This is a genomic window from Plesiomonas sp., from assembly GCF_051650925.1.
GTDB lineage: Bacteria > Pseudomonadota > Gammaproteobacteria > Enterobacterales > CAMTGL01 > Plesiomonas.
Genome location: NZ_JBOFRH010000330.1, coordinates 1 through 6556, shown reverse-complemented (window position 1 = coordinate 6556; position 6556 = coordinate 1). Strand labels below are relative to the sequence as shown.

The 6556-nt window shown below is 42.6% G+C and carries 5 protein-coding genes; 1 reads left to right on the top strand and 4 read right to left on the bottom strand.

The window, feature by feature from the left end:
- Positions 1-955, bottom strand: a 955-nt coding sequence (locus ACRC27_RS07725) for an APC family permease (RefSeq protein WP_438639576.1), incomplete at its 3' end; no start/stop codon positions are given.
- A 456-nt stretch (positions 956-1411) separates the two neighbouring features.
- Positions 1412-2026 carry a LysE family translocator gene (locus tag ACRC27_RS07720; protein WP_438629358.1) on the bottom strand — a complete coding sequence of 205 codons (615 nt, stop codon included), beginning with the start codon at positions 2024-2026 and terminating at the stop codon, positions 1412-1414.
- Between the two features lie 307 nt (positions 2027-2333).
- Between ACRC27_RS07720 and ACRC27_RS07715 the strand changes: the two genes are divergently transcribed.
- Positions 2334-2930 (top strand): hypothetical protein, encoded by a 597-nt coding sequence (locus ACRC27_RS07715; protein ID WP_438639575.1) that lies wholly within the window; start codon positions 2334-2336, stop codon positions 2928-2930.
- A gap of 317 nt (positions 2931-3247) precedes the next feature.
- On the opposite strand, the gene ACRC27_RS07710 is transcribed toward ACRC27_RS07715, so the two are convergent.
- Positions 3248-3673: an H-NS family histone-like protein gene (locus ACRC27_RS07710; RefSeq protein ID WP_438629354.1), complete on the bottom strand. Its 426-nt coding sequence runs from the start codon at positions 3671-3673 to the stop codon at positions 3248-3250.
- 1003 nt (positions 3674-4676) lie between these two features.
- Complete coding sequence (putP, locus tag ACRC27_RS07705) at positions 4677-6161, bottom strand: sodium/proline symporter PutP (RefSeq protein WP_438621778.1); 1485 nt, start codon at positions 6159-6161, stop codon at positions 4677-4679.
- Between the last annotated feature and the right edge of the window lie 395 nt (positions 6162-6556).

The following is a 6556-nucleotide window of genomic DNA, read 5'->3' as shown; positions in this document are numbered from 1 at the left end:
CTGCATCACGCCCCATGACATACAGCAGGCGTGAAACCCCTGCATGTGAGGCCATGCCTGATGCTAACACCGCCACTGTGGTTAAGCACAACACCACAGATTGGAAGAGTTTTCCTCCGGCATACAGGGCAATTTCCGGTAACACGGCATCTGGATCGGTAAAGCGCGAAATATCCGGAAAATAGAGCTGTAAAAAATATGATGATGTTACAAAAATCACACCACCGATCAGCGCGGTTAAAAAGATAGCCTTAGGCACCACTTTCTGTGCATTTTGAGTCTCTTCTGAAAGCGAGCTGATGCCATCAAACCCCAGAAAAGAGAAGCACAGAATAGTCGCTCCGGTCAGTAGGGGCAGCATTTGTGCATTGGCCGAGTAAAATGGCTGGGTACTGGCAACCGTACCTAGGCCTTCACCGTGATAAACACCATACGCAAGCAGTGCAATGAAGACCACAATGATTGAGATTTGTACGGTAACAATCAGGCTGTTCAGGTTTGCGACCAAGCTGATCCCGCGTAAATTCAGAAACGTCATCAGACTGACGAAACCAAAAATAAAGATCCATGGTTCAACATTCGGAAACAGTGCGGTTAAATAGATTTTCGCCAACAATGCGTTAATCATCGGCATAAACAGGTAATCAAGTAATGATGACCAGCCAACCATAAAACCGATATAAGGGTTAAACGCTTTTTGCGCATAAGTATAGGCGGAACCTGCGGAAGGGAATCGCCCGACTAAGCGGCCATAACTTAGTGCTGTAAGAAGAACGCCGGCGAGTGCAATGACATAAGAGGTCACTACATGGCCATGGGTGATGTCGGTGACAATACCAAAAGTATCAAAAACCGCCATGGGGGTCAGATAAGCAAGGCCCATCATTACAACCTGCCACAAGGTCAGTGTTTTTTTTAGTTGGGGCTTTGCGGCTGAATGTGTATTAGCAACCATTCTTGCACCCTCCTATCGACAACACTTTACAAGCGAATGCAGCAGAAGACTGCATGGTCGATATAGGGGCATTACGGTAGAGCGAAGAGGCGTTATGGTGCGCAGAATGAACAGGTGCTGCCCCATAATCGCTGCTGCTGCAGCGCATAAACGCGAATAGTTGCATGGGTCTTTCCTTACGTCTTAATTTTGTTAATAGAGTGGCGATATTTCGCACACCGATAAAATTATCATTTCCGGAATAGCTCCGGCCTCATCAGCAAATAAAAAGCAAAAAAATAACCGACGCTTTACAACGTCGGCTATTCTGCTATGCGCATTTTGCACCAAGCCCGTGAGGGACACAATCATTTACATTCAGTAAAATGCAATTATTTTTTTGTGTGATAAATCACCATTTGAATATTGTGATATTTACATTTAATTAACATGGTGGCGGCGATATATGGCAGCGGATCAACCAAAAGCTAACCAAATACCGACCAGCAGCATTAAGCTGCCTGCGATGCGGTTCATTAGGCGCACATTACCACTTTTTTGCAGGAAATGGCGCAGCGTGCGTCCACCACTGGCATACAAGACTAAACAGCTAAACTCAGTGATCATGATGATGCCAACCAAGACACTCAATTGTGGAGCTAGAGCGCGGTCAGGCTGGATAAAGGGGGGGAGCAGTGAAACCATAAATGCCCAGCCCTTGGGGTTGGCAATGGCCGTAAAAAAGCCTTGTATCGCCAGAGCCGTTCGTGAAGCGTGTGTATGTTGACCAGTCTGGGCGGGAATGGCCATTTTCCCTTTTGACTGCCACATTTGAATACCCAAGTAGACCAAATATGCTCCGCCGATAAGTTTAAAAATGTGGAAAAGGGTTGGGTAATTCAGCATTAATGTCGCAACGCCTATTACCGATAAAATAGCAACCAGTGCAACACCGATTAACTCTCCCCACATCATTGAAAATGTGCGGCGTAAGCCAACCGACATGCCGAGTGTCATGGCAAAAGTCATACACATTCCTGGTGTTACAGAAACAAAGAAAAAGGTCGGGATAAAAAGGGCTAAAGAAGCCATGTCAATAGAGGCGATCACGCGTGCTTACCTTAAACTGGGTATGTAATACAGTACATGCTAAGAGAGTAACGATTCTGGCAGTGATCATATCCGAAGATTAGAGGGGATACTTCTATTTAAGTCAAACTTCTCTCTAAGTGGGTACTTTGCTCAGTTCAAAATAGTGAGCGTTAGAAACAGACTGTGCAGTTCGCCATATTAAGTTGTGGTTATTTGGTATGTTTATCATGTTTTGCTTACTCGATATTTTTAGTCTCTTGTCTGATGGGGGCTTTGTTTGTATTGTAGCCGACGCTGTTATACCAAAATGAGATTTATTGTCATGAATATAATAAAAATAGGCATTACTGCTACGCTAATTGTGCTAAATACTTCGCTTGTTTATGCGGCTGAACCCGTTAAATTTCAAGATATCCCCGCTATTATGCAAGCATTTGAACATGCAAATGAGTACCGTAAAAGAACGGTGACATTAGGTCGTCTACCGAATAAAACAGAAATAGGGCAACATTTTCCTACTTATGTGTCAGATGGCCAAGGTGGATATAAGCTCGAGACCACCAATGTTATTACGGATAATGTGATTATCGCGCGGATGCCATTTGCTGTTGCCGGCAATATATTTAATGAGTGGTTAGTGCCCAAAGAGAAATGGGCTCAGGTGTATGACGGTATGCCAACTGACACTACATTTGCTCGTTTTAAGCGAACGAAAACCATCAAGGCGATAAAAATAGATGAAAAGATCTTAACGTTGTTAAACAGCCATGATCAAAAAACGGCTGTGATCGCGGTAAGTTGGGATCCGAAAGGTATGGTTGTCTATAAAGAAGGGTATCTTGCTGATTATGAATACGGTATTGCACCCGATGAGATGCAGAAAAATTATGAGAGCGTAAAATAGTTAGAGTGTTGAAGTGAGAGGTACACTTCAGCATGGATATCTCAAAATTAACGTTTGAGAATCAATATGTAATATTAAAATTTTTCTTTTAAGGATCATTGTTAATGAGAATATGTTAACAATGATGGCTAAGTGCTGCTTTGATAATGATTTTTCGGGCTGATTTTTAGAATAGAGCGATGGGATCACCATGATCCTACATCATTTGATGTTGAGTAAAGAACGGTTTTGGGTGTTGCTATTTTGGTGTTACCACAGAGTAAAAAAGTCAGCCGCAATAAGCGGCTGACTTTGATTAAAGCTTATCAACATTTATCTTATAGTTGAACTTTAATTGCGAAGTCTTCTAAATTCGCACCATCTTCAATGGCTTTAGCCAGTGATGATGGCATACGGCCTTGGCCTGTCCAAGTTTTAGTATTGCCATTCTCGTCAGAGAATTCGTATTTAGCTGGGCGTGGTGCGCGCTTGCCTTTGCTGCTTTTTACGGATGTTTTGCTGGCAATATCAAGCAGCTCACTCAGATCAATGCCATCATCAGCCAGCATCTTCTTATAAGCTTCTAGCTTGCTCTTTTTCTCTGCCTCTTCAGCGGCTTTAGTTTCTAGCTCTTCGCGTTTTTCACCGACAACAACAGTCAGTTTTTCCAGCATATCTTCCAGTTCGGTCAGCGTGCATTGCTCACGAGCAAATGCGCGTAAAGAACGGATGTTAGATAACAGTTTGATAATATCTTCGTTCATTTGAGAAAATTCCTAGGCACAATAGTGAATATCTATAATAAGTTCATTAGAGCGTAACTCATACTTTATGCTGCCAGAGTGAGCCGGAGATACGCTATAAATAGTGACGTTATTGCTTTGGTATACGTTTAATTCATTTTATATCCAAGTTTTGCTATTAGCAATAACAGTAACCCCGAAAATAGGGATAAAACCTGAAGATAAATCAAACTTACTTGATTGTTATCAGAATTACACACGAAGTTGACGGTGTAATTATCTCTTTTTAACCAATAAAAAGATGTACGGATTGTTTGTTACTGAGTAGTTGTATTGGATTTGTATTTATTAGTTATCTAAAAAATGAAAAGATCTATCTGTTTTTTGAGTGTGAAGATACTGCGATAACTCTCTTAGGGGATATGCACACGGCGTAAAATTATCACTCTTTATAACAACATGCTGCTTGGCAAAGGGGGGCTGGCTATTTGATACAAAAGTTTACCGTTTAATGTAGCTTGTGCGTTTAGTTTTACCACAATAACAGACTTTTTACTGTTTATGAAAGAGTATGCAATTCAGAGTGTCATTTCCTCTGGTGTTTCTACGATCAACGGGATCTATTTTCTGCATAGCGTTCTTGGTGTGATAACACTTGGTATCTCTATACAGTGAGGAGATTATATCAGCATGATGTGGTGAAGAGTGGTATGTGAAGAGTAGTAAAAGAAATACGCGTTTAAATAAAAGTCGTGTTGATTTAAGTATGCCAGAATAAAAAATTATTGTTTTTTATAAGGTTATTAAATTAGGTATTCACTGTAACACAATGATATATCAGAGTTTTGAGCCTTGAATGACAACTTATCCACAGATTCAGGGGAAAACAAAGGGAAAACCTGTGTAATGTCAGCTGAGAGCAGCATAATGCCTGTATGTGTGGTGGAGCAGAATAAACAAAGTAAAAGGCACATTAGTCATGTGCCTTTGAGTCATTAAACGCGCGTTGAGGGTAAGTCTTGGCTTATTTTTCCCGATATTTTTGCTCGCTTTCGGCAAAACGGCGAGACATGGTGGCTGATGGTGGGGCATCAAACACACTGAACAGGATGATCGCTAGCGATGAGAGGATAAAACCTGGGATAATTTCATACAGGTTAAACCACGCATATTGTTTCCAGATGATCACCGTTGCTGCCCCGATTAACATGCCGGCCAGTGCCCCGTTACGGGTCATTCTTGGCCAGAGCAATGAGATTAATACCACCGGACCAAATGCTGCGCCAAAGCCTGCCCATGCATAGCTCACCAAACCCAACACCCGATTATTCGGGTTGGCTGCCAGCGCGATAGCAATTAGCGCTACCACCAGTACCATTAAGCGGCCAATCCAGACCAATTCGGCTTGGCTGGCATTTTTACGTAAAAATGCTTTATACAAATCTTCGGTAATGGCACTGGAACACACCAGTAATTGACAGCTGAGGGTACTCATTACGGCCGCTAAAATGGCAGAGAGCAGTACGCCGGCAACCCACGGATTAAATAGCAGCATGGCTAGCTCAATGAAAACACGCTCGCTGTTTTGCATGACATCTGCCGATTGGTCGACATGAGCACTGAAATAGGCAATACCGAAGAAACCCACTGCCACAGCACCTCCTAAGCATAATACCATCCAGGTCATACTGATACGGCGGGCATTACGAATTGTATGGTGCGAGTCGGCAGCCATAAAACGGGCCAGAATATGAGGTTGGCCAAAATAGCCTAAGCCCCAGCCCATCAGAGAGATAATGGCAACGATATTTAGCCCTTTAAACATATCAAGGTTAGCGGGGTTTTTTGCTTCAATGGCAAGCATGGAGCTATCAATTCCCCCGACGGCTAATATCACCATCACGGGCGTAATGATCAGCGCAAAAATCATCAGGCTAGCTTGTACGGTATCTGTCCAGCTGACAGCTAAAAAACCACCCACAAAGGTATATAAAATAGTGGCTGCCGCGCCTGCCCATAAAGCGGTTTGATAGGTTAGCCCGAAGGTGCTTTCAAATAAACGAGCTCCGGCAACAATACCAGAAGCGCAGTAAATGGTAAAAAATAGCAAAATAACCAGTGCGGAAATTACGCGCAATAAGCGGCTCTTATCCTCAAAGCGACTGGTAAAGTAATCTGGCAACGTCAGTGCATTATCATTGACTTCGGTTTGTATCCGCAATCGGCCGGCCACCAGCTTCCAGTTAAGATAGGCCCCAATGACGAGGCCAATGGCTATCCAGCTCTCTGAAATGCCGGAAAGAAATATCGCTCCAGGCAGCCCCATCAGTAACCAACCGCTCATGTCTGATGCACCGGCCGAGAGAGCGGTGACCAGACTACCTAAACGGCGTCCGCCCAAAATGTAATCATCAAAATTATGGGTTGCGCGATAGGCAAGCAACCCAATCAGGATCATTCCGGCAATATAAATGACGAAAGTGACCAGCATTGGTGTACTCATATTCATGCAGGTTTCTCCAAGTGTTCCTCATACATCATGCCGTAATCAATACTGTACAACTTATTACGACCGATAGAGGAATGGGGGAAAAGCGATCTTGTTATAGTCAATAACAGTAAGCTTATTAAGTAATAAATAGAGTGGTGTTCATGCTATTTTGTAATAAGCATGTGTGCGGCTTATCTTAGGGTGTTAAACATATATTTAACAAGTTAATTAACATTTTTGCGCTGGAAATTGAATCATTCGTCACAGTTGATAGCCGTTGTTTGCAGTTTTTATTCAGTAAACAGTTTAGATAATAATAGGTAAATATTGTGATATTACGGATTAGTTATCACTAAAATTGGCTATTTAGTGATGAAATTAGCCGATTTATCCTGTACCACACTGTGCGGTAA

Bases quoted from the DNA above. Each gene is read 5' to 3' on its own strand.
- ACRC27_RS07720 (WP_438629358.1), bottom strand. From the start codon at position 2,026: ATGGCTTCTTTAGCCCTTTTTATCCCGACCTTTTTCTTTGTTTCTGTA.
- ACRC27_RS07715 (WP_438639575.1), top strand. From the start codon at position 2,334: ATGAGATTTATTGTCATGAATATAATAAAAATAGGCATTACTGCTACG.
- ACRC27_RS07710 (WP_438629354.1), bottom strand. From the start codon at position 3,673: ATGAACGAAGATATTATCAAACTGTTATCTAACATCCGTTCTTTACGC.
- putP (WP_438621778.1), bottom strand. From the start codon at position 6,161: ATGAATATGAGTACACCAATGCTGGTCACTTTCGTCATTTATATTGCC.